The 21,243-nt window shown below is 47.9% G+C and carries 18 protein-coding genes and 1 tRNA gene; 8 read left to right on the forward strand and 11 right to left on the reverse strand.

Features of this window, described 5'->3' with window-relative positions:
• Positions 1 to 26: 26 nt before the first annotated feature.
• Positions 27 to 332: a rhodanese-like domain-containing protein gene (locus AOU00_RS03210; RefSeq protein WP_010345522.1), complete on the forward strand. Its 306-nt coding sequence runs from the start codon at positions 27 to 29 to the stop codon at positions 330 to 332.
• Positions 333 to 580: 248 nt separating this feature from the next.
• Here AOU00_RS03210 and gndA read toward each other — a convergent pair whose 3' ends face one another.
• On the reverse strand, positions 581 to 1,987 hold the full coding sequence (gene gndA / locus AOU00_RS03215; protein ID WP_013310934.1) for an NADP-dependent phosphogluconate dehydrogenase: 1,407 nt from the start codon (positions 1,985 to 1,987) through the stop codon (positions 581 to 583).
• A 173-nt stretch (positions 1,988 to 2,160) separates the two neighbouring features.
• Positions 2,161 to 2,760: a hypothetical protein gene (locus AOU00_RS03220; RefSeq protein ID WP_061828989.1), complete on the reverse strand. Its 600-nt coding sequence runs from the start codon at positions 2,758 to 2,760 to the stop codon at positions 2,161 to 2,163.
• A 279-nt stretch (positions 2,761 to 3,039) separates the two neighbouring features.
• Between AOU00_RS03220 and AOU00_RS03230 the strand changes: the two genes are divergently transcribed.
• The gene (locus AOU00_RS03230) at positions 3,040 to 3,672 is read left to right on the forward strand and encodes a YktB family protein (RefSeq protein WP_061828987.1); all 633 of its coding nucleotides are present in this window, start codon (positions 3,040 to 3,042) and stop codon (positions 3,670 to 3,672) included.
• Positions 3,673 to 3,697: 25 nt separating this feature from the next.
• Here AOU00_RS03230 and AOU00_RS03235 read toward each other — a convergent pair whose 3' ends face one another.
• Positions 3,698 to 4,981 carry an MFS transporter gene (locus AOU00_RS03235; protein WP_061828986.1) on the reverse strand — a complete coding sequence of 428 codons (1,284 nt, stop codon included), beginning with the start codon at positions 4,979 to 4,981 and terminating at the stop codon, positions 3,698 to 3,700.
• Between the two features lie 187 nt (positions 4,982 to 5,168).
• Here AOU00_RS03235 and AOU00_RS03240 point away from each other — a divergent pair, with 187 nt between their 5' ends.
• Entirely contained in the window at positions 5,169 to 6,644 is a 1,476-nt protein-coding gene (locus AOU00_RS03240; protein ID WP_061828985.1) for an aminotransferase class I/II-fold pyridoxal phosphate-dependent enzyme, read from the forward strand.
• A gap of 106 nt (positions 6,645 to 6,750) precedes the next feature.
• Here AOU00_RS03240 and AOU00_RS03245 read toward each other — a convergent pair whose 3' ends face one another.
• Both AOU00_RS03245 and AOU00_RS03250 read right to left on the reverse strand, forming a co-directional pair.
• Positions 6,751 to 7,056, reverse strand: a complete 306-nt coding sequence (locus AOU00_RS03245; RefSeq protein ID WP_061828984.1) for a DUF1292 domain-containing protein — start codon at positions 7,054 to 7,056, stop codon at positions 6,751 to 6,753.
• Positions 7,057 to 7,135: 79 nt separating this feature from the next.
• Positions 7,136 to 7,693, reverse strand: coding sequence for a hypothetical protein (locus AOU00_RS03250; protein ID WP_013310940.1), 558 nt, complete (start codon positions 7,691 to 7,693; stop codon positions 7,136 to 7,138).
• A gap of 200 nt (positions 7,694 to 7,893) precedes the next feature.
• Here AOU00_RS03250 and AOU00_RS03255 point away from each other — a divergent pair, with 200 nt between their 5' ends.
• A complete protein-coding gene (locus tag AOU00_RS03255; protein ID WP_069289897.1) occupies positions 7,894 to 8,652 on the forward strand; it encodes an MBL fold metallo-hydrolase in 759 nt (252 codons plus the stop codon).
• A gap of 121 nt (positions 8,653 to 8,773) precedes the next feature.
• Here AOU00_RS03255 and AOU00_RS03260 read toward each other — a convergent pair whose 3' ends face one another.
• On the reverse strand, positions 8,774 to 9,010 hold the full coding sequence (locus AOU00_RS03260) for a DUF3892 domain-containing protein (RefSeq protein ID WP_013371899.1): 237 nt from the start codon (positions 9,008 to 9,010) through the stop codon (positions 8,774 to 8,776).
• An 86-nt stretch (positions 9,011 to 9,096) separates the two neighbouring features.
• Positions 9,097 to 9,540 carry a GNAT family N-acetyltransferase gene (locus AOU00_RS03265; RefSeq protein ID WP_069289898.1) on the reverse strand — a complete coding sequence of 148 codons (444 nt, stop codon included), beginning with the start codon at positions 9,538 to 9,540 and terminating at the stop codon, positions 9,097 to 9,099.
• Between the two features lie 141 nt (positions 9,541 to 9,681).
• On the opposite strand from AOU00_RS03265, the gene AOU00_RS03270 reads away from it, so the two are divergent.
• Positions 9,682 to 9,753 (forward strand) — tRNA-Val (locus AOU00_RS03270).
• 215 nt (positions 9,754 to 9,968) lie between these two features.
• Here AOU00_RS03270 and nirD read toward each other — a convergent pair.
• Both nirD and nirB (AOU00_RS03280) read right to left on the reverse strand, forming a co-directional pair.
• Positions 9,969 to 10,298: a nitrite reductase small subunit NirD gene (gene nirD / locus AOU00_RS03275; RefSeq protein ID WP_069289899.1), complete on the reverse strand. Its 330-nt coding sequence runs from the start codon at positions 10,296 to 10,298 to the stop codon at positions 9,969 to 9,971.
• A 12-nt stretch (positions 10,299 to 10,310) separates the two neighbouring features.
• Positions 10,311 to 12,743, reverse strand: a complete 2,433-nt coding sequence (gene nirB / locus AOU00_RS03280; RefSeq protein ID WP_069289900.1) for a nitrite reductase large subunit NirB — start codon at positions 12,741 to 12,743, stop codon at positions 10,311 to 10,313.
• A 445-nt stretch (positions 12,744 to 13,188) separates the two neighbouring features.
• Between nirB (AOU00_RS03280) and AOU00_RS03285 the strand changes: the two genes are divergently transcribed.
• The gene (locus AOU00_RS03285) at positions 13,189 to 13,791 is read left to right on the forward strand and encodes an ANTAR domain-containing response regulator (protein WP_069289901.1); all 603 of its coding nucleotides are present in this window, start codon (positions 13,189 to 13,191) and stop codon (positions 13,789 to 13,791) included.
• A 19-nt stretch (positions 13,792 to 13,810) separates the two neighbouring features.
• Positions 13,811 to 14,884 carry an anthranilate phosphoribosyltransferase gene (locus AOU00_RS03290; protein ID WP_069289902.1) on the forward strand — a complete coding sequence of 358 codons (1,074 nt, stop codon included), beginning with the start codon at positions 13,811 to 13,813 and terminating at the stop codon, positions 14,882 to 14,884.
• Between the two features lie 124 nt (positions 14,885 to 15,008).
• Here the strand turns inward: AOU00_RS03290 and nasC are convergent, their stop codons facing one another.
• Both nasC and nirB (AOU00_RS03300) read right to left on the reverse strand, forming a co-directional pair.
• Complete coding sequence (gene nasC / locus AOU00_RS03295) at positions 15,009 to 17,189, reverse strand: assimilatory nitrate reductase catalytic subunit NasC (RefSeq protein ID WP_069289903.1); 2,181 nt, start codon at positions 17,187 to 17,189, stop codon at positions 15,009 to 15,011.
• A gap of 83 nt (positions 17,190 to 17,272) precedes the next feature.
• Positions 17,273 to 19,447, reverse strand: coding sequence for a nitrite reductase large subunit NirB (gene nirB / locus AOU00_RS03300; protein ID WP_069289904.1), 2,175 nt, complete (start codon positions 19,445 to 19,447; stop codon positions 17,273 to 17,275).
• 418 nt (positions 19,448 to 19,865) lie between these two features.
• Between nirB (AOU00_RS03300) and AOU00_RS03305 the strand changes: the two genes are divergently transcribed.
• Positions 19,866 to 21,107 (forward strand): nitrate/nitrite transporter, encoded by a 1,242-nt coding sequence (locus AOU00_RS03305; protein WP_069289905.1) that lies wholly within the window; start codon positions 19,866 to 19,868, stop codon positions 21,105 to 21,107.
• The last annotated feature ends 136 nt before the right edge of the window (positions 21,108 to 21,243 follow it).

Raw genomic sequence — 21,243 nt, forward strand, 5'->3', positions numbered from 1 at the left:
ATATATATCAGAAAAGAGGTCCGGCCATGACGCAAATCGCCCTGATTGAACCTTCTGAGTTGCGCGCACGTCTGCAAGCAGGAGAGCAATTGCAATTAATCGACGTCCGCGAAGCGGAAGAAGTAGCGGAAGGCATGATTGAAGGTGCCAAGCACATTCCGCTCGGACAGCTTCCGGGTCGTCTTGAAGAAATTGAACGCACCGGTGAAATTATCTTTATTTGCCGGAGCGGTTACCGCAGTGAACGAGCCTGCGAATATCTACAGCAGCTAGGTTATGAAGGCTGTACTAACATGACTGGCGGCATGCTGCAATGGTCACAGGAGCAATAGAAAACCTACTTAACAAAAGAGACGGGAACCTTCTCGTCTTTTTTGTTTTGACTCAAAGCTTAGACGCGGTAATGCATTAAAATATTTTGTCCCTATCATACCATAGCGCCAAAAGATTACACAATCCTCTACTGCCATCATAATCGTGTCCATAATTATAAATTAAAAAACGGAAGCTTCTTCTACCCATAGGGCAAAAAAGCTTCCGTTGTATTACATAATGCTATTCATGCATATCCGTCCGTTCATTAGAACCATTGATGATGGAATACGCCTTCTTTGTCCACACGTTTGAACGTATGGGCACCGAAGTAGTCACGTTGTGCTTGCAGCAGATTTGCTGGCAAACGCTCAGTGCGGTAGCTGTCATAGTATGCAAGCGCGCTGGAGAAGCCAGGCACTGGAATACCTTGGGATACAGCAACGGAAATCACTTGACGCCATGCATCTTGATACGTTTCAACTACATTTTTGAAGTAAGAATCCAGCAACAGGTTTTTCAAGGCAGGATCGCGGTCATATGCATCCTTGATGTTTTGCAGGAATTGCGAGCGGATAATGCAACCGCCGCGGAAGATCATAGCGATTTTTCCGTATTTCAAATCCCAATCATATTCATCGGAAGCTGCACGCATTTGAGCGAAACCTTGAGCATAGGACACGATTTTACTTGCAAACAGTGCTTTACGTACACTTTCGATAAATTCTTTTTTGTCGCCGCTGAAGGACTCAGCATTAGGACCGCTCAGCACTTTACTTGCCGCAATGCGCTCGTCTTTCATAGCAGACAAGAAGCGTGAGAATACGGATTCGGTAATCATGGACAATGGCACACCCAGATCCAGCGCGCTTTGGCTTGTCCATTTACCTGTACCTTTTTGACCAGCAGCATCCAAGATAACGTCTACCATTGGCTTGCCTGTTTCAGCATCGTACTGGGAGAAAATGTCAGCTGTAATTTCGATTAGGTAGCTGTCCAGTTCCCCTTTATTCCATTCCGTGAAGATTTCATGAAGCTCTTCCGCATTCACATTCAGGACTGATTTCAACAAGTGATACGCTTCACCGATCAATTGCATGTCGCCGTACTCGATACCGTTATGCACCATTTTTACATAGTGACCAGCACCGTCAGGACCGATATATGTACAGCAAGGGTCGCCTTCCACTTTAGCAGAGATTGCCGTTAGAATCGGCTCTACCAGTTTATAGGCACTTTCTTGTCCACCCGGCATGATAGCAGGACCATTCAAGGCACCTTCTTCACCACCGGATACGCCTGTACCAATAAAGCGAAGTCCTTTTTCCTCCAGCTCCTTGCTGCGGCGCTGTGTATCAGGGAAGTAGGCATTGCCTCCGTCTATAATAATGTCGCCCTTGTCCAGATGAGGCACAAGCTGTTCAATCGTGGCATCTGTTGCTTTACCAGCTTGAACCATGATCAGGATTTTACGGGGGGATTCCAATGAGTTCACAAATTCTTCAATAGAGAAAGTACCCGTCAGTTTTTTACCTTCTGCTTCTTTGATAAGATCGTGCGTTTTTTCTGGAGAGCGGTTAAAAACCGAGACGGTGAAGCCTCTGCTCTCAATGTTAAGGGCTAAATTCTTACCCATTACCGCCAGGCCGATCACACCAATTTGCTGTTTTGCCATCTGGTTCCTCATCCTTTGCAACATATTTTGTCTTCTATATCGCCGCTTTACCGCATTACACTTTATGTGAATCGGAACACGTGCACTTCTATTTTAACGTTTTTGATGTAAGAAGTGAACCCCTGTCTATTCACAGATCAAAACACCCCATTTACATGAGGTGTTCAGATGTACTACGCTTCCATCATCAGCAGTTGGTGGGATAGCGTTTGCAGGCGTTCATGGCAATTCCCGATTTTAGCCGTATCTCCGTCTGTCATCGCTATGAAGAGCTTCTCCAATTCATCGTCCACTTCCATTTTAAGCAGCAGCAGTCGGGTTTCTCCTTCATTGGAAGCGTACATATCCTCCATTTCCTGTGCGGACAGCACCGGTCCCTTCTGATAAATGACACGCTGCTTAAAGCCTGTAACCTCGACCAGACGAATGACCTCACCAAACAAAATATTTTCTACCAAAATATGATGATCCTTGACTCTTTTGACAATGGCATGACCTCGGGTGCTTCCAATCAGCTTCTCCAACCACTCAGCCAGCTTGGCATCGCGGATTACATAATCTCCAGCCAACTTGTAGTGTCCTGTGCGCAGCTGTTGAAAACGGAGCTTCACCAGCTTGCGCCCGGTTCTCACCGACAAAACCAGGTACGACTCATCCTCGCTCCAGTACAGCGAATACCCTTCCGATATCAAATCCTTGATCAGATTATGGATATGCCGACGGCTAAACCGGAGCTCTAGATTGCAATATTCTACCTCACAGCCCTTGTTCACGGCATTCCCTCCTTTTTCAAGTCCGATTCAAGAAGTCCGGCTACAGCAAGCCTGCGGCTTTCCCGCTTGATCTTCCCTTGCTCTATTTTATACTTCATTTTATGTAAGGGTACTTGGTTATTTGACCTATTTTTATGAGTAACAGCGAACAATCGTACTTTTGCCTTATATGCTTGTTTCAAACCTAGTCTAAAGTCGGCCAAGCCCGGCGGCATTATGCTATAATTGGACATATTACGCCACACGTTATGGCTTAACCCAGTTACAGGAGGAAAAGGAATGACATTTAGTGGATTTACTGCAAAGGACTTCGATGTTTTTGAAATACCGGGATTGGAGCCTCGTATGGAAGTGCTGATTCAGCAGGTTCGGCCCAAGCTGGAGGCAATTGGCGAGGAATTAGCCCCATTTCTGACGGACTTATGTGGAGAGCCTATGCACGTTCACGTCGCCAAGCATGCACGACGCAAAGTCAATCCCCCCAAAGATACTTGGGTAGCCTGGGCGGCAAATAAGCGCGGGTACAAGGCGCTGCCGCATTTTGAGGTAGGTATGTTCGCTTCCCACCTATTCGTTATTTTTGCAATTATTTATGAAAGTCCTAACAAAGCTACATTTGCCCAGGCACTCGAAGCCAATCTGAGCGATGTGCGCTCTAACCTGCCTGATCATTTTTACTGGTCCATGGATCATATGGCTCCAGAAGGCACAGAACAACAACACATGGATAATGAAGATTTTCAAACGATCATCCATAAGCTGCAACAGGTAAAAAAAGCGGAGGTCATGTGTGGAATCCGTATTGACCGAGAAGATCCACTTGCCAGTGACGGAGCTGCGTTACTGCAAGCAGTGCGTTCCACCTTTGAGCGTTTGCTGCCGCTGTACCGAATGGCTTTCCCGAAAGAGTAGCTCTTGTCGCTTTTCAGGGCGATACTCAGGCCTCCACAGTCTTCCTGCGTGGATTGCGCGCCAGAGCCAGGTGGCAGCCAAACATGAGCAGCATCACGACCCCACTGATGATAAATGGAGCTGTGTGTCCGGCACGGTCCCATAGCACTCCTGAAACGAGCGGGCCTATAACCATGCCGGAGCCTTGAAGTGTTAAAAAAAAGCCCCACACCGTTGCTCGCTCGCTTTCCGGAATCAATCGGGCAAGAAAGGTGTTCCATGCAGGCAAAATGAGCGCATATCCCAAACCAATAAGCGCCACGGATACAAACACCAGCGGAATAGATCGAACGATTGAGAAGAAAAACAGCGTAATTCCGGCTAGCAAAAAGCCAACATGTAGAAAATACTCCGTTCCAAGTCTGTCGACCAACTTGCCACAAGGGATCAGTGCCAGCACAGTCACTCCACCGCCTGCAATCAGAAGCACGCTGTACAGGTTTGGTGAAATCCCGAGGTCCGTCCGAGCGTACAGCGTCAGTACGGGGCTGATCAAACCGATAACAAAAGACTGCAAAAATAGCGCCGGGTAAATTAACGGATTGACGTTAAGCTTTGTTTTGAGCACACCGATCGTCTCCTGGATTCCTTTCAGAATTTGCTGTTTCTGCTTTGTGTACCCATCAGACGACACTAGAGCGCTCTGTTCGAGGTCACCTTTATCAGGAGACCTTTTCGGTCCTGGCAGCATAAGAGCAACCAACAACAATACAATACTGCATCCTATCAAAATCATGAACACCATGCCGTAAGAATGCCCATAGTGGGATATGGCAAAGTTCATAATGAGCGGACCCAATCCCGTTCCACCCATAGACGCAATTTCCAGTGTGCCCATCGCCGCGCCATTGCTGTTATTAGGCCCGGACATTTCGGTCGTTCCGGTCATAACACAAGGCCAGAGCGGAGAAGTACCCAGACCGAGCAGCAGACACGCAACGACGAGCCACACGGGCTCTGTCAATACGCTCAGCATAATAATCGCTACAAGCGTAAACAACAGTGCGGTCGACATCGTTCCACGGTAGCCGAGCCGTTCAGCCATCCAGCCCGCCGGTGCCCGGAACGCATTGTCTCCAAAATACTGAAGTGAAAAGGCCAAACCAATAATCCCGGCCGACAAACCAAGCGTTTCTCCCATATATACCGGCAGGATGGATACCAGAAGAGATCCTTTCATAAATTCGACCAGAAATACCAAAATCCACAATTTGGTAAAAAAAGGAGTCCACCACCGCTGCGAAGCTTTTTTTCTTCCTATTTGCCTCATTTAATCCACTTCCTCCACCTTCGTTTTTTGGCTGTATAGACCGGGTTCTCAGCCTACTCCACTCTTTCGCAAATAAATGCGCCCTCAATCGCTTGCATTCCTACTTCAAACTGCTATACTCAATTTTGTTCTATTATCACTTGCACAGGATTGTCGAAATCCTGCACGAAAGGTTGTGACAACACTAATGAATCAAAGCAACACCCCGCTTTTTACTGCTTTGAAAAAGCATGCTCAGAGCAACCCGGTTCAATTTCACATCCCAGGCCATAAAAAGGGAGTGGGAGCTGATTCGGAATTTCGCGAATTTATGGGGGATAATGCCTTTTCCATAGATATGATCAACATCGCTCCATTGGACGATCTGCATCAGCCATCAGGCGTCATCGAAGAAGCTCAAAAGCTTGCAGCAGAGGCCTTCGGAGCTGATTATACGTATTACAGTGTACAGGGGACAAGCGGAGCCATCATCACCATGATTATGTCGATTTGCATACCTGGTGATAAAATTATTGTACCCCGAAACATACACAAATCTATAATGTCTGCCATTATCTTTGCTGGTGCAAAGCCGGTATTTATTTCTCCAGTCAGTGATGAGAATCTCGGTATTCACCACGGGGTTACAACCAAGTCCGTACGCCGGGCATTGGAACGCCACCCTGACGCCAAGGGCGTCCTTGTTATCAACCCGACATATTACGGTGTGTGCGCCGATTTGAAGGAAATTGTAGATCTCGCTCACAGCTATAATGTGCCGGTCCTGGTCGATGAGGCTCATGGAGTACTGATTCATTTTCACTCTGATCTACCGATGTCCGCCATGGAGGCGGGAGCAGACATGTCAGCTACAAGCGTTCACAAGCTGGGTGGTTCCTTGACTCAAAGCTCAATTCTGAATGTAAATACGAAAAACGGATACGTTAACCCACAGCGTGTACAAACGATTTTCAGTATGCTGACAACAACGTCGACTTCGTATATTCTGCTGGCTTCGTTGGACACATCCCGACGTAATCTGGCCCTTAACGGTCATGAAATAGCACAACGCGCTCTGGAATTGGCTGAATATTGTCGTTCAGAGGTCAACAAGATTGAAGGGCTATATTGCTTTGGCAGCGAAATTCTTGGCACGGAAGCTACCTATGATTATGATCCAACCAAAATTACGGTTCATATCCGCCATTTGGGCCTTACCGGATACGATGTGGAGAATTGGCTGAGAGATCACTACAATATCGAGGTTGAGCTTAGCGATATGTACAATATTCTCTGTTTGGTGACCCCTGGTGATACCAAAGAGGAAATTGAAATTTTGTTGAAAGCTCTGCGTGAGCTGGCTTCTCTGCACTATTCCACAGGTCAGGAGCATGAGCTAGTAGTAAAGATACCGGATATCCCTCAGCTCTCCCTCATTCCAAGAGACGCTTTTTATGGAGATACGGAAATCGTGCCTTTCAAAGAATCTGCAGGTCGTATTATTGCAGAATTCATCTATGTGTATCCACCTGGTATTCCAATCTTATTGCCAGGAGAAGTTATTTCGCAGGACAATATTGATTATATTGTTGATCATGTAGAAGTAGGCCTGCCTGTTAAAGGACCTGAGGACCGAACAGTACATCAGGTGAAGGTTATCGTCGAAACTGACGCTATTTCATAATATTGAACTGTCAACACATGCTTAAAAAACATGTTGATAGTCAAGAAAAAAAGCCCCCATTCGGGGGCTTTTTTCTTAAAGAGCTATACAGCTGCTACATCCAATTCTATTCGTATTGGGCAACAAGCTCGCTATATGCGGCTTCTACACGTTTCCACTCATCTTCGTCCTCAATATTGTAAAGCACCATTTCTTCGTTTTCTTCTTCCATACGAAGAATAATGCCATCCGCTTCAGGATTGCCTCGCTCAAGCAGAAGAGCATAAATGTGATCTTCTACGTCAAAGGTCTCTACCAGCACCATTTCTACATCTTTACCATTTTCATCAGTTAGCGTAAGAACCATTTCTTCATGTTCGTGGTCATGATCGTGGTTGCAGGCTTCACCGTGTTCATGTTTGTGATCACTCATGGAAATACCTACCTTCAAATTGTTTTATTTTCCCCCGTATCGTAACATGATCAAGGGTGCAGGTCAATTTGTGGTATGCCTAATTTATCGCTGTAATGACTTTTTCGGACACCAAGGTATAGCTGCCGTCTTTGCTCTCTTTAATATAGAAACCAACCCGGTAATTCCCTGCTGTTTTGAAATCATACGTAAAGTCGTTCGTACGGAACCAGAAGTTATCCTTTTGCGCTCCTTTGATATCTTGAGACTGAATATCCTTCACGTTGCCCGAAGGGTCGGTGATCGCTACCTTCACTCCGGAGATATCTGTTTTCAAGGTATCAATTTGACTAAATACATTAAATTTCACTTTATTGCCTTTATTCACGTTACCAAACACAGTATCTCCCTTGAACAGGAACATATGCACGTTCGGCTGATCGAAAACAACTTTTCCACCGGATGGATCAAAATTGACAAGTCCGTTAAAATCACGGATGGGCACATAGGTTTTCCCATCAATGACAACTGCACCATCTTTTGACACTTCTCCATTAATAATCAACTGCACTTGGTCCTTGGCGGATTCCGCCGAAATGGCGGTCCCTCCCATTATTGAAAAGGCCATCATCAGGGCCATCACTCTTCTCCATTTCATAACTACTAATCCCTCCATCGTCATCTGTTTAAAACCTTCTGTCGTACATTTATACCTAGCTCAGCCGCACAAGTTGCGCTGTGTTTCACAAATTGTCCAAAGTTTTTACATAAGGAGCCAAATCTTTAGTTCCGGTAGCATAGGTGATAAAATACGACTGTAGAAGTCCTAGTACACAAAGTCTGGAGGATAAATCCATAATGAGCCTAACGATACAAATGCTTGGCACAGGAAGTGCCTTTGCCAAGCATTATTACAACAACAACGCGCTGCTGGACAGCGGAGAAGGCAAACTGCTGATCGATTGCGGTACAACCGCTTCTTTAGCATTACACCAAATGGACGTCCCTTTGCCTGATATTGACGCAATTTTAATCACACATATTCACGCAGATCATGTCGGAGGTTTGGAGGAATTCGGTTTTCAAATGAACATTCTCCATCGTCGCAAGCCTCTACTTTATATTGCCGAACCACTAATCTACCCTTTATGGGAGCATACACTCAAGGGCGGAATGTCACAGCAGGGTATGATTGACAAGCTTGAAGATGTATTCGAGGTAAACGTAATAACACCTGGTGTACCCACTACATTAGTATCCGGTATTCAGGTGGAGCTAATCCCTACAAGGCATATTCCTGGTAAAAACAGTTATTCCCTATTCATCAATGACCGCCTTTTTTATAGTGCAGATATGGTTTTTGACCCTGATTTGCTTCATCATCTGGTGCATGAACGAGGATGTCGGAGTATTCTCCATGAGGTTCAATTACAAGGCGCTGGAGAAGTCCATACGACATTGGACGAGCTGCTAAGCTTGGCGCCATCTCTTCAAGAACGGATTCATCTAATGCACTATAGTGATGATATGGAACAGTTCAGGGAGAAGGCAGGGGTCATGTCCTTTCTGGAGCAGCAACGAGTATATCAACTTACAGAGTTGGAACGTGCAGAGTAGCATGCTAAATACAGCTTGAACAATTAACAAAAGCCGCCTGGCTTTCCTACAAAGGATAGCCAAGCGGCTTGCTGTTCTTGAATATAATGATGAACTTGCATTCTAATGTTGCGAGTTAAGATCAGAACAATGGCAGTTGATCCAGGTTATTAGAAGGATCTCCATCGGCATCTCCCCGAATTCGTTTGCTTCCATCCTTGGCCTTGAACACGTTAACGCCTGCGATTGAGCCTGCCTCAATCTCATTCAATGCTTGGCTATAATCTAAAATCCGACCGGTAGATGTCTGAAAAGATGTAAGGTCGCCATCCCCGTTTTTACGTACTGCTGTAATTTGCTCCCGTTCTGTATTAGCCATGCTGTATCGCTCCTTATCCATAGTATAGTGGAGGAACTTTTACTAGCATGCACATTGTACAGATTTGTATGCACTTACGCTGTCGACTACAACTTTTTACGCATACGTACATGCGGTATTCCCGCATCGTCAAAAGGTTCATCGGAGATCGTCTCATAACCGAGCTTTTCGTAAAACTTCTCGGCTTGACATTGGGCATCTAGTAGCGAGTATCTTAGCCCCAATTCACGTGCACGTTCCTCCAGTGCTAGCAGTAATACACGCCCATAGCCTGCGGCACGATGCTCCTTGAGGACGGCAATACGTTGCATTTTAGCTGTATCTTCCTCATAGTATGTCAACCGACCAGTGGCCACCATTTCACCATGTTCACAAATTAGCAAATGATGGGCCGTATCTCCCAGCTTGTCATAATGATCAACTTCTAAATCGAGAGGCACTTTTTGCTCTTCGACAAACACTTTGGTACGGATCGATATTGCCTCCTGTAGCTGCTCCTCTGTTGTTACACTTATAATTTCTGCGGCCATCATCTGTTCCCCCTATCATTAATTCCAGATTGCAAACTCACTAAATTCGAATTATATATATAAATGCTCATGAAGTACAGACTGACTTCTATTTTTCCACTTTACATATATGGTTAATACATGATATTATCTAGTAACCGCAGGACGGTAGCTCAGCGGGAGAGCATTATCTTGACAGGGTAAGGGTCATGGGTTCGATCCCCATCCGTCCTATTCGTCAAAAGCCTTGATACTCAAGGCTTTTTTGTTTGTCTCGAGATAAATCCAGTTATCCTGTGAAAAGAAAATAGGTTATTGACTAAGATTTAGTCAATAACCTATTTTTCAATCAAAATGATGCCTACTTCTTCAACAAAGCCTTTCACATTGATCCTTCTATTATATAGAAGAAAAAAAGCAGAACCTCCAGCACAATACGCATAGAACTCTTAGATTACGATATAAACCTCCCCGCTCTCACTGTCAATCTCCGTGGGGTAAGCAGTCACACATCCAGTATCCGGCTCTTGCACCTGGCCAGTGGAAAGGTCAACTTTCCAGTCATGGAGCGGACAATGGATCGCTGAGCCACATATCATTCCTTCAGATAACCGTCCCCCTTTGTGCGGACAACGATTCTCAAGCGCATGCACGCTGCCATCGCTCAGACGGAATACAGCTATCTCTATATTATGAATGCGAACTGTCCTTGCTCCACGTCGGTCTATTTCGTTCAGATCAGCTATTCTGATTCTGTTGGTTGTCGTATTAGTCTCCATTTTGTCAGCCCCCTATTCCAGTACTGGCTTAAGTTCCGGCAGTTGCACAAAATTTTTGCGCAGCTCTTCGTTGTGAATAATTTCGTGCCACGGATCAGTCGTCGTGCTTAACGTCTCCTCAATTCTGGTCACCAGTTGCTTCCTCGTCTCTGCATTCGCCAGTGCCTGTTTGATGGATTCCACTCCGACCCGTTCCACCCAATGGGCTGTGCGTTCGTTCCAATTGGCCTGCTCGCGATAATACTGCAGATAGGCACCGGTCCATTCCATCACTTCATCCTCAGTTTTAACGGTACAAAGCAGTTCAGCTGCCCGAACCTTAATACCGCCGTTACCTCCAACGTAGATCCCCCATCCACCGTCAATAGCAACGACGCCCAAATCCTTGATCGTCGCTTCAGCGCAGTTACGCGGGCAACCAGATACAGCCAGTTTGACTTTGGATGGCGCATTCAGACGTTCAAATGCCTTTTCCAACCGGATACCCATACCCATAGCATCCTGAGTGCCAAAGCGACAAAAGGTGTTACCTACGCACGTCTTAACCGTTCGCAGCGTCTTTCCATAGGCATATCCAGACGGCATATCCAACTCGGCCCAGATCCCCGGCAAATCCTCCTTCTTCACACCAAGCAAGTCAAGACGTTGGCCACCCGTAAATTTCACCAGAGGCACATTGTATTTCTCTGCGACAGCAGCAATTTTCTTCAAGTCGGCAGGTGAAGTAACTCCTCCATAAATGCGGGGCACGACAGAATAGGTGCCATCTTTCTGTATATTGGCATGGTATCGTTCATTCGTGAATCTGGATTCCTTCTCATCCTCATAATCCAGCGGCCATAGCATACCTAGATAATAATTGAGGGCCGGCCGGCATTTGGTACATCCTTCTGGCTCGTTCCAGCCCAGCACATTCATCACTTCTTTGACGCTCTTCAATCCCATCTCCCGAATGCCATCAATGATCGCTTCCCGGTCAAGCGTCGTACAACTACAAATTCCCTCTTTCATCGTTTCTCCGGCTTCTGCGCCTGCGTATAACTGTAAGAGTCCCTCCACTAATGGCTTGCAGCCGCCACATGATGCCGATGCCTTTGTGCATGCCTTAATCTCCCCGACACTCCGGCAGCCAGCCGCAACCGCCTCTCCAATGTCACCCTTGGATACACCATTACATCCGCATACAATTTCGTCATCAGGCATCTGCTCTAGCATCATGGCGCCACTAGCTTCAGGTTGACCGGGATTAAAGCCAAGTAATAACTCTTTCTCTCGGCCAACCACCGACTCGCCACTTTTGATCAAAGAAAACAGCATGGCTCCGTCAGACGTATCCCCAAACAGAACAGCTCCGATCAGTTTTTCTTCCTTGATCACGATTTTTTTGTAGACGCCGCCAATATCATCCTGATACCGAAGGGAACGTGTTCCCGGTTCATCCTTGTAATCCCCTGCTGAAAACACGTCGACACCCGATACCTTCAACCTTGTCGAGGTAACAGAACCACTGTAGCCGGGAGTCTCCATTCCCGCGAGCCGCTGAGCCAGTACACCACCTTGCTCATATAATGGAGCAACCAGCCCGTAAGTGATTCCCCGGTGTTCTGCGCATTCTCCAACGGCGTAGATTCCGGGGATATTCGTTTCCATGTAATCATTTACGATGATGCCGCGGTTTACAGGGATTCCCGCCGACAGCGCCAGTTCAATGTCTGGTTTGATGCCTACCGCCATAACGATCAGATCTGCTTCCAGCTCGCTGCCATCGGCAAATTTCAACCCTTCCACGCGGCGACGCCCCGTAATAGCCGCCGTCCGCTTATTGACCAGAAAAGTCATTCCCTGCTCCTCCAGCTCGCGCCGTAGCATAAGGGAAGCAGCCTCATCCAGCTGCCGATCCATAATATATCCGTTAATATGAATAACCGTGACGTCCATCCCCAAGTTAAGCAGCCCCCTAGCTGCCTCCAGCCCAAGCAATCCGCCGCCGATGACGGCTGCTTTTTTGTGCGTCTTTGCGGTCTCCATCATCGTTTCACAGTCACGAATATCCCGGAAACCGATAACACCTTCCTTGTCGGCTCCTGGAAGCGGCAGAATAAAGGCTTTAGAACCTGTTGCCAACAACAACAAATCATAAGAGATGCATACGCCGGAGCGCGACGTCACCTGCTGCTTTTCCGTATCGATAGCTGTGACAGGATCATCGGTATACAATCGAATATTGTTGTCTTCATACCAACTCCAGTCGTTGATGACAATATCCTGCAAACCAGCCCCTCCCGCCAGAACGGAGGACAGCATGATCCGGTTATAGTTTGGATGGGGCTCGGCCCCGAATACCGTAATTTCATAGCTACCTGGTGCAAGCTTCAGCAAATGTTCGAGAGTGCGTATTCCCGCCATTCCGTTGCCGATCAACACTAACTTTTGGATATTGTTCATCAGGTCACTCCCCTTCCATTTGTATCCTTAAAACATAAAAAGCCTGCTTCACATATGAGGATTCAAAATATCCCTCACATGAGAAAACAGGCTCCATTGCCGTTTCATCGAATACGCCGTTGTATCCATCAGAGTATGGAATTAAAAAGTACTGTAGCTAATATATAATGGTTCAAATGATATGTCAACATTCCTTACGCAATATCTTATAAAAAATTATATTTTATCACCATGTAACATATCTATGACGTATAAAATATCACTCTCCTACAAAATTAGGATTGATTTTCAGACCAAAACACGCCAAAATGGTTTAAAAGTCCGTTTTAATTTGATGATGGTGAAAAAAATAAGCAAACGGATAAAATTTCATGTCATATTTGTTATCAATGAATACCATCCCCATCCCTAACTACCCTTCATGTTACAGAGAGGAGGAGCCCGCTTGCGTTCCTTGTTGGTAATTCACTTACATTCTGACCATGTATCTGAGCAGACACACGCCGTTTCCTCATGGCAGGCAGGACCTGAGTACCTTTTAGAGTCCAACGGATACCTAACTCTGCCCTGCCGCAATGAATCCGAAATCAAACAGCTAATCCTTAATGCAGATGCGGCGGTACTAAACATACCTGTCGGCACTATCAGCATATGGAGTGACAGGCTGGAGCAAGCCAAAGCGGTCCCATTGCTCTGGTGGTGCAGCGCAGAATCAGCGCTATCATCGACAGAGGCTTGTGAAGCTGATGTCACTGTCGATGGCATTCTAACCCCTTCAATGGCAGCCCATGAACTGAATTGGGCTCTTCATTTTAGTGCCAAACGCTTTTTTGAACGCCAGCATTGGCAAAGTGAACGCAAGCAACTGACCGCTCGGCTGGAAGAACGCAAATGGATTGATATGGCCAAAGGAATACTAGGGGAAGTAAACGGCATCCCGGAAGCGGAAGCATACGATGTGCTACGCAAAAAAGCAATGAACGAACGCCAACGTATCGTTGATGTGGCCATCTCCATCGTCAAAGCACAGCAAATGCTAAAAGCATAAATCTGAAAGGGGCCTGAACATGAATATCATTGAAATATTAAAAGAAGTGGGTCGCGGCAAAAGAGGCGCCCGAGATCTGAATTATGCCGAAGCCGAAGCTGCTGCCGAGCTTATTATGACCCAGTCGGCAACCCCTGCTCAAATCGGAGCTTTCTTTGCCGCGGAGCGCATTAAAATGGAGAGCGTTGCCGAGCTGGAAGCATTCGTAAACGTCTGCCGTAAATATACCCATCGCTTCCCGATGCAGGAAGGTATTGATTTTGCCGGTCCGTACGATGGCAGGAAGTCATCGTTTATCGCCACCTTCGCAACAGCCTTCGTACTCGCCTCATACGGAATACCTGTAACGATGCATGGCAGCGCACCTCTCCCTCCCAAATGGGGGGTTACGCTACCGCTTTTACTGCAGGAAATGGGGGTTACGTCCGGGAACATGACACGCGAAACCGCCATTCATGCCGCGAAGCTGACTGGTGTACTATTCATAGCCTCCGAACAGTGGTGCGCGCCCCTGCGAGATCTGCGGTCCATTCGCGAAGAGCTGGGGCTTCGCACGGTGCTGAATACTGCCGAGAAACTGGTTGATTACGGTTCTTCCCCCTATATTGTATTCGGCGTTTTCCACAATACTGTGTTCGAGAAGACGGCGAAACTCATGCAAAATCTCAATTACCGCAGGGCTCTGATCGTCCAGGGGAGCGAAGGATCGGAGGACCTGTTCATCGATCGGCCGACCCGGACTTTCCTGCTTGCTAACGGCGAGGTGTCACTACAGGTTATTGATCCAGAAATGTACGGGCTGGATTCGGTGGTACCAGAGCATAACTGGACACCCGCTGAACAACTGCGCATTACGGAGGAAGTGCTACAAGGTACAGCTTCTATAGCCTTTTCGAATCAAGTGTTACTCAACAGTGCGGTCCGACTGTTCGTTGCAGGACGAGTCGACTCCATAGAGGAAGGTTTGTATACCTGCAAACCGCTGCTAGAAAACGGGGACGCCTGGAATTTGTATAAACAATGGCGGGAAGCTATGCTCAGAACAGAAATAAAAACGGGAGCAAACATATCCGAAACCCGATTGCAATTATAATATCGGCCTCACGCAGTCTAGTGATTGCAGGCCATTAACTGTCCAACCCAAAAAGACCAGCCCTCATTCATACAATGAGGGCTGGTCTTTTATGCAATGAAAAAGTCACTTACTCCGTCCTGCTCTAGAACTCAGACCATTCCCCATTATCTGCACTTGTTGCAACTGCAGCCAGATGAAGGGGACGAATACGTACAGCTGCCGTTTTGAAGCCAGGCATCCGGCAGAACGGATCAAGATCGGGTCGGGTCGCCCGATTTACATTTTGTATCCCGCCCCAATGCATGGGTACGAAGAGCGTGTCTTCGCGGATATGTGGTTTGATTCGGCTGCGGACAGTGAAGTTGCCGCGCTGTGATGCTATTTCTACCCACTCCCCGTCCCTGATATGCCAGCGTCGCGCTGTCCGCGGATGAATTTCCACATAATTTTCAATCTCTCGCGCGGCCAGCGACGGACTTCTGCGCGTTTGTGCACCGGTCAAATAATGAGCCAGTACACGGCCGTTCGTCAAAATAAGCGGGTACTCCTCTGATATCTCCTCTCCTGCTCCACAGCTTTCAACCACCGTAAAAACAGCCTTTTGATCAGAATGGGCAAAGGTTTCCCGAAACATCATATCCATACCGGCTCTGTCCGTAGACGGGCATGGCCAATATACTCCTTCTTCACGACGCAGCCTGTCATATGTGATCCCATAATAATCGGCAGGACCGCCCCGGCTGGCGAGCCGCAGTTCTTCAAAGATATGCTCAGCATCCCTGTAAGAGAAATAGCTGCCCTTGTTTAGCTTTGCAGCCAACTGACACAAAATGTTCCAGTCATCTCTAGCCTCGCCCGGTGCAGGCCTCGCCGCTTCCCGCAGCAGAACGCGGCCCTCCAGATTGGTCATCGTCCCCGTATTCTCCAAATAAGACGTCACAGGTAAAACAACGTCGGCCATCCGTGCGGTTTCAGTGAGAAACATATCCGCCACAACCAGCAGATTCAGCTTTTTGAGGGCTTCCTCCACCAGCCGGACATTCGGGTTAGATACAACAGGATTAGAGCCCATCACGAACAGAGCTTGGATTTCTCGCTGATGAACAAGCTCCATCATTTCATATGCGGACACCCCTTTTCCCGGCAAACTGCTTGGTTCAACTCCCCACACGGACGCCACATAGAATCGATCTTCTTCATTCTCAATCGATCTGTAGCCAGGAAGCTGGTCAGCCTTTTGGCCGTGCTCTCTCCCCCCTTGCCCGTTTCCTTGTCCTGTGATAGCCCCATAACCGCATCCTTCCCTTCCTATCTTGCCAGTGGCCAGCACCAGATTAAGAAATGCACGCACCGCCATATGTCCATCTGTCTGCTGTTCGACACCTCTGGCCGTAAAAACGATGCCAGTCTCCACACTGCCAAAGGCACGTGCTGCCTGCCGGATCATTTCTACCTCAATTCCGCACAACGCAGCCGATTCGCTCAGATCCACACCCTTCAAATGAGTCAACAGCTGGTCATAGGCGTTGGTCCGCTTGCGGATAAACTCTTCATTCGCAAATCCTTCATCCACGATGACCTTTAGCATGGCATTGGCCAGCACAGCATCCGTACCCGGCTTGATTTGTAGGTGCAAATCGGCGGCCGCCGCCGTTGGTGTCGCGCGCGGGTCAATCACGATGATAAACGCGCCGTTTTCCTTCGCCTCGTGAAAATAAGGCATTAACGTCGGCTGGCATTCAGCGATATTTGTACCTGCGAGTACAATACAACGAGCTAATGGAATATCAGCCAATCTGCAGGTCAGTCCGCGATCAACGCCAAACACTTTACTACCAGCGGATGCCGCTGCCGACATGCAGAAGCGCCCGTTATAATCGATATATCGCGTACCTACAGCCACTCTTGCAAATTTACCGAGTAAATAGGCCGTTTCATTGGAGAGTGAACCTCCACCGTAAATTCCGATTGCATCGGCACCCTGTGTGGACAGTAGCGTAGAGAAACTGCTAGCTATAGTATCCAATGCCTCCTCCCACTTGACGGGAACAAGTTTGCCCTCTTTGCGTATGAGAGGCTGTACCAGCCTTTCCGCATGAGTCGCATGCTGATGCGCATTCATTCCCTTGATGCACAGCCTACCCTGCGAGGCTGCATTAGGCTTCCCTTCCGCGTTATACACTGTACGGATGATACCTGCGAGTGTCTCTGTACCCGTGCTAACGGTCATCTTACATTGCACGCTGCAAAACGGGCACTGCGTATCCATTACTGACGATACATGTAGCCCAGCTTCCGGTTTGCTTTCTCCTGACTGACACATCAAAGTCACCTCCCCTTCGCCATTTTTCGTAATTTTATTGTCTGCACACGCTAGATATATCGCCACAACTCCAACTCAACCCGTCATCCTGTCAGCATTGTGGTCCGTAGGCTGCCCGCCAGTTCACTTCGAAGAGCAGCATCAAGCACACTTTCCCGTAGCGCCATAACGCCAGTCCTTTCAATCCACTCCCACATTTTCTCCCCGTACCGGGCACTATGTCGGTATATTCGCAAGCAAACTGCAGCCAGCAGGACCGCTTCTGTCGGGTCCTCCTCCAATCCAAGCAGCTGCCCCTGGCGAACCGGATGCTCAGCATGACCACCGGCATAAACCTCCCAGCCTGCTGGAGATCGGGATATTCCAATATCGTGGACAAGTACACCTCCGGGATACTCCGATCCAGGACAAACAGAAACTGTAACCAACGAGGGCAATGCGAGACTTCCCCATAAAGTTGCCAACCGCTCCCTTAGCCAGGCTACTTCTACAAATGCCTGATCCATCAGGTCCGACTCAACAAAAGCCTGATTCTCGGCATTTAGGTTCGTAAAGCGCAGACCCGCAGAGGGCGCTTCTCCTCCGCACTGCGCGGCGACCTGAACCGCAACACCAGAACTTAATGGATTTGTCGCAGATCTGTCGCGCAACCCGAGAGATTCCAAATAATAAAGTACAGCTGGACGACATAATTCACACCCCTGCTGTCTGGTCCAACCGAGACGGGACACTACTTCCTTTGGTGTCTGACAGGCTGCGTCCACCATAGCTGTCTTAAGCGAATCATGATCGTAGTGCGTACATCCACACACAGGGACCACTTCTTGGGCGGTCGGAGTAACTACAGGCCCAGAAACTGTCGATCGGGACAAACTATTTTTGACCAGTGCAGCCACCAGCGGCCGACAGCCCCCACAGGAACCGGATGCTTTGGTCCGGCTTTTCACTTCTTCCACCGTCTTCAGCTTATCCGTAGCAATCGCTCGCAAAATAGCCCCCTTACTTACGCCGTTGCATGCACATACCATCTCCTCTTCCGGCAGTGCGGCTACCGCATCCTCTGCTCTGCTCTCGCTGTTATCCTGGGATGCAAGCTCTGTAGCCGACGCGCCGCGCCGTACCATACCGAGCAGGGAGTTACTTTCCGCCGTATCTCCGAATAAAATGGCACCCGTGACAGCACCGGCATGCATCATCACTTTTTTGTAAACCTCCTGCATCCCGTTATACTCCATGACCGCTATTTCGCTTCCCTCTTCGCGAATGTCCCCTACGGAAAACAGATGAATCCCCGCTACCTTGAGCTGCGCATACGGAACCGTCCCTTCATAGGGAGCCGTTTCGCGACCACAAATAACTTTTGCCAGCACTTTGCCCTGCTCATATAGCGGCGCCACTAGCCCGTATGAAATCCCGCGATGCTCAGCACATTCGCCGACGGCATAAATACCGGGAATACTCGTGCGCATATAATCATCCACGACAATGGCACGGTTTACGGTCAGACCGCTGTCCTGAGCTAATTCGATATTCGGTCGGATACCAACCGCCAGCACAACCAAATCCGTTTCCAACCTGTTCCCGTCCGCAAATATCAATCCTTGCGCCCTGTTTCGGCCTATGATGTTGACCGTTTCCTTCGCCAAATGAAACCTCATGCCCTGTTGTTCCAGCTTTCGCTGCAGAAGCACAGCCGCCGTCCGATCGAGCTGACGGTTCATAAGATACTGCGCATTATGAACAACCTCAGTTTCCATCCCTAGATTCAGCAGGCCTTGAGCGGCTTCAAGTCCTAACAGCCCCCCTCCGATAACTGTGGCCTTACGGTATGTTTTGGCATATCTTGCCATGGTTTCACAATCATTCACATCACGAAAAGCGATTACCCCCTGTTTTCGAGCTCCGGGAATGGGCGGCATGAAAGGCAATGAGCCCGTTGCCAATATGAGCATGTCATAAGGTTCTTTCATGCCGGATTCCGTTTCCACCATCCCGGCTGCAACATCAATACCACAGACGCGTTCACCCGCGTACAGCTTTACCCCGTTCTCTTCATACCAGTCCCAGTCATGGGTAACGATGTGCTTAAATGAGCTCTCCTCCTGAAGCATTTTGGACAGGAGCACTCGGTTGTACCCGGGACGGGGCTCTGCACCAAATATCGTGATTTGGAACCGCTCTGGCTCCAGATCAAGTATTTCCTCCACACATTTAATGCCTGCCATACCGTTGCCGACGACGACCAGTTTTTTCATCATATTAAACCAGCCCCATTCTCCGAATAAAATAAGACAGAAAAAGCCCTTCTCCATTCCATGGAAAAGGGCACCGTTGCCATAAATGCCGGCACATCGTTGTGCCGATATGTATATAAGATTACTGAATTGTGAATGTCATGTCAATATTCAATACATTAAAGTTATATTTTCACCTTATATTTAATTTTTTTACGATTTTGTGTTATGTATATTGACATAAAACAGATCCTTTTTTATAATTTGATTAAAATCACTCCAACGTGATCATACCAAGTCGACTCACAATGAGGTGTGTCAACCACGGCAATGAGGCCGCAAACCGTTTCCTAGATACCATGTAGGGGCGATTTGCGGCTTTTTCATGTTCAAATTACATTTTGCAGACAAAGAACAACAATTAGAACAGGAGAGATGGAGAATGAACAAAAAAAGTTTCTGGAAAAGCGGACACAAGCCCACCCTATTTGGCTCCTTTCTGTATTTTGATATCAGTTTTATGATATGGGGAATGATCGGACCATTGGCCGTTGTAATTGCTAATGATTATCCAATGGACCCTGTACAAAAAGCCAATCTTGTCGCCCTACCTATACTTGGTGGTTCCCTGCTGCGGCTCGTGCTCGGATTCATGTCGGATTATATCGGTCCGAAGCTCACGGGACAGATTGGTATGCTTGTCACGATAATCCCTCTCTTGCTCGGCTGGCTGTGGGTTGATTCGCTAGAGCACATGTACGTTGTTGCCCTGCTCCTGGGCGTAGCTGGAGCATCATTTGCAGCTGCGCTGCCGTTGGCCAGTCAATGGTACCCCAAAGAGCATCAAGGCTTGGCTATGGGAATTGCCGGTGCCGGGAATAGCGGTACCGTCCTTGCGACATTGTTCGCCAACCGCATTGCTCAACATTTTGGCAGTTGGGAAGCCGTTTTCGGATTGGCCATCCTCCCCATCTTAACCGTCTTCGTTCTGTTCAGTATTTTTGCCCGCAATAGCCCTCACCGCCCAGCACCAAAAAGTCTGTCGCAATATGCTTCGGTGCTCAAACAGAGGGATGCCTGGGTATTCTGTGCCTTTTACTGCGTGACGTTTGGCGGATTCGTTGGCCTTTCTAATTATTTGACTATTTTCTTTAATACCCAATATGGCCTCTCCGCGGTACATGCCGCCGATTTTGCGACCATTTGTGTGATTGCCGGAAGCTTCTTTCGTCCTGTAGGTGGCTTTTTGTCCGACCGGATTGGTGGTTCACGCATGTTAATGTACTTGTATGCAGGAGCCGGGATTATGCTCGCAGGCATTGCGTTTTTACCGCCACTTGCCGTGGTAGTCGTGCTGCTGTTCGTAGGCATGATGTGCCTTGGCGCTGGCAACGGCTCCGTATTCCAGCTCGTTCCGCAGCGGTTCGGCAATGAAATCGGGCTCATGACCGGTATCGTCGGCGCTGCTGGTGGCATAGGCGGGTACTTTCTTCCCCTTATACTGGGTCATCTGTACAAATTAACGGGTTCCTATATGCCAGGCTTCATCTCTCTGAGCCTAATCACGTTCTGTGCCTTTACCCTCGTCATCATCATGCAATTGAAATGGCGTAACAGCTGGATGCGACGCTCTGCTACAGTTACTGATGAAGCCGTCAAGCGCATCGGAGAATTAAATGCCTGATGTTCATTAAACATAGAGCTGCGAAGCATTGAATTGTCCCTCAACCATCCCTATAGCCAAAAAAATAGCTTAACTTCGTTTATATAAAATGAAGTTAAGCTATTTTTCATGCGCATTCAATCGAATCACACCTATA

This window comes from Paenibacillus polymyxa, from assembly GCF_001719045.1.
Classification (GTDB): Bacteria; Bacillota; Bacilli; order Paenibacillales; family Paenibacillaceae; genus Paenibacillus; species Paenibacillus polymyxa_B.

Bases quoted from the DNA above. Each gene is read 5' to 3' on its own strand.
- nirD (WP_069289899.1), bottom strand. From the start codon at position 10,298: ATGGAGACTAATACGACAACCAACAGAATCAGAATAGCTGATCTGAAC.
- nasC (WP_069289903.1), bottom strand. From the start codon at position 17,189: ATGTGTCAGTCAGGAGAAAGCAAACCGGAAGCTGGGCTACATGTATCG.
- AOU00_RS03245 (WP_061828984.1), bottom strand. From the start codon at position 7,056: ATGAGTGATCACAAACATGAACACGGTGAAGCCTGCAACCACGATCAT.
- AOU00_RS03265 (WP_069289898.1), bottom strand. From the start codon at position 9,540: ATGGCCGCAGAAATTATAAGTGTAACAACAGAGGAGCAGCTACAGGAG.
- AOU00_RS03210 (WP_010345522.1), top strand. From the start codon at position 27: ATGACGCAAATCGCCCTGATTGAACCTTCTGAGTTGCGCGCACGTCTG.
- nirB (WP_069289904.1), bottom strand. From the start codon at position 19,447: ATGATGAAAAAACTGGTCGTCGTCGGCAACGGTATGGCAGGCATTAAA.
- AOU00_RS03305 (WP_069289905.1), top strand. From the start codon at position 19,866: ATGAACAAAAAAAGTTTCTGGAAAAGCGGACACAAGCCCACCCTATTT.
- gndA (WP_013310934.1), bottom strand. From the start codon at position 1,987: ATGGCAAAACAGCAAATTGGTGTGATCGGCCTGGCGGTAATGGGTAAG.
- AOU00_RS03230 (WP_061828987.1), top strand. From the start codon at position 3,040: ATGACATTTAGTGGATTTACTGCAAAGGACTTCGATGTTTTTGAAATA.
- AOU00_RS03240 (WP_061828985.1), top strand. From the start codon at position 5,169: ATGAATCAAAGCAACACCCCGCTTTTTACTGCTTTGAAAAAGCATGCT.
- AOU00_RS03250 (WP_013310940.1), bottom strand. From the start codon at position 7,693: ATGAAATGGAGAAGAGTGATGGCCCTGATGATGGCCTTTTCAATAATG.
- AOU00_RS03255 (WP_069289897.1), top strand. From the start codon at position 7,894: ATGAGCCTAACGATACAAATGCTTGGCACAGGAAGTGCCTTTGCCAAG.
- AOU00_RS03260 (WP_013371899.1), bottom strand. From the start codon at position 9,010: ATGGCTAATACAGAACGGGAGCAAATTACAGCAGTACGTAAAAACGGG.
- nirB (WP_069289900.1), bottom strand. From the start codon at position 12,743: ATGAACAATATCCAAAAGTTAGTGTTGATCGGCAACGGAATGGCGGGA.
- AOU00_RS03290 (WP_069289902.1), top strand. From the start codon at position 13,811: ATGAATATCATTGAAATATTAAAAGAAGTGGGTCGCGGCAAAAGAGGC.
- AOU00_RS03235 (WP_061828986.1), bottom strand. From the start codon at position 4,981: ATGAGGCAAATAGGAAGAAAAAAAGCTTCGCAGCGGTGGTGGACTCCT.